Annotated in this window: 1 protein-coding gene; it reads left to right on the top strand. The window is 65.1% G+C overall.

Annotated features, from left to right (window positions below):
* The first annotated feature begins 75 nt into the window (after nt 1-75).
* On the top strand, nt 76-1,098 hold the full coding sequence (locus H288_RS0131920; RefSeq protein ID WP_020096599.1) for an IS110 family transposase: 1,023 nt from the start codon (nt 76-78) through the stop codon (nt 1,096-1,098).
* Nucleotides 1,099-1,362 lie beyond the last annotated feature (264 nt).

Below are 1,362 nucleotides of genomic sequence, written 5' to 3'. Positions count from 1 at the left end.
CGTAGGGGTGGACGCCCCCTGACGGCATCGATGTGCCAGAGTGGAGGTGTTGCAACACCACTGCAGGAGGCGTCCATGGGTGAGGTTAGCACAGTCGGGATCGATCTGGCGAAATCAGTTTTCCAGGTTCACGGCGCGGATACGAGCGGTGTCGTCGTTTTCCGCAAGAAGCTGCGGCGTGATCAGGTGCTGACGTTCTTCTCGACACTTCCGCGTTGCGTGGTTGCTATGGAAGCATGCGCCAGCGCTCATTACTGGGCCCGTGAGATAGCTTTGGCAGGCCACGAAACGCGGCTCATCCCGCCAGCCTACGTGAAGCCGTTCGTGAAGCGGCAGAAGAACGACATGGCCGATGCTGAGGCGATCTGCGAGGCGGCGCAGCGGCCGACGATGCGGTTCGTTCAGGGAAAGAGCGCGCAGGCCCAGGCCTCCGCAGTGGTGTTCCGTACGCGCGACCTGCTCGTGCGTCAGCGGACCCAATTGATCAATGCACTGCGCGGGCACCTCACGGAGTTCGGGTACGTCGTTCGCCAAGGTGTCGGGCACGTAGGCCAGCTCGTGGCGATCGTCCGCGACCCCACATCTGACGTGCCGGCCGAGGCAAGGCCGGCCTTGGCCATCATTGCGGGCAGCCTGGAGGCGCTCCAGGCGCAGATCGCACTTCTCGACCGCGAGATCGCCCAACGCGCGAAGGACGATGCCGTGGCCAAGCGGCTGATGACGATACCGGGTGTCGGCCCGGTGATCGCGACCGCACTCGTGGCTCTGGCACCGGCCGCCAGTACCTTCCGCCGCGGGCGCGACTTTGCGGCTTGGCTCGGTCTCGTCCCGCGGCAACACTCCAGCGGCGGCAAGGAGCGGCTGGGGCGAACGACCAAGATGGGCGAGCGCAGCCTGCGACGGTTGCTGATCCTGGGCGCGAGTTCTGCGACCAAGGTCGCGGCGCGTGATCCCGATAAAGCTGGGGCATGGTTGGCCGGCATGCTGTCGCGCAAGCCGCGCATGCTGATCACCGTCGCCCTTGCGAACAAGATGGCGAGGATCGTCTGGGCCTTGATGGCCCATGGCGGCTCCTACAGAGCTCCGGCCACGGCGTGATCGCCACGGCCTGAGGCGTCAGGGAGGCAGGGAAGGTCAGTCGAGAGGTATGGCGCAACGGTCAGAAGACGGGGTCGGGAAAACCAGTGAATGGCCAAGCGCCTCGAGCGCGCCAAAGCGACTTGGACCCGATCCGCGCTCTCCATACAGGCCAGCAGCCGTGATGAAGGCTGCATCAACAGGCCGGACACACGGCAGCACCTGATCCTGCGCGCACAAATCTCTCCAACACCCCCTTGAATCCGATGGGGCGTCCACACACGG

The organism is Methylobacterium sp. 285MFTsu5.1, from assembly GCF_000383455.1.
Classification (GTDB): Bacteria; Pseudomonadota; Alphaproteobacteria; order Rhizobiales; family Beijerinckiaceae; genus Methylobacterium.
The sequence above is the reverse complement of the archived record's forward strand: the minus strand, read 5'-3'. Positions and strand labels throughout refer to the sequence as shown.

Coding starts and splice junctions, on each gene's coding strand:
- H288_RS0131920 (WP_020096599.1), top strand. CDS start 76: ATGGGTGAGGTTAGCACAGTCGGGATCGATCTGGCGAAATCAGTTTTC.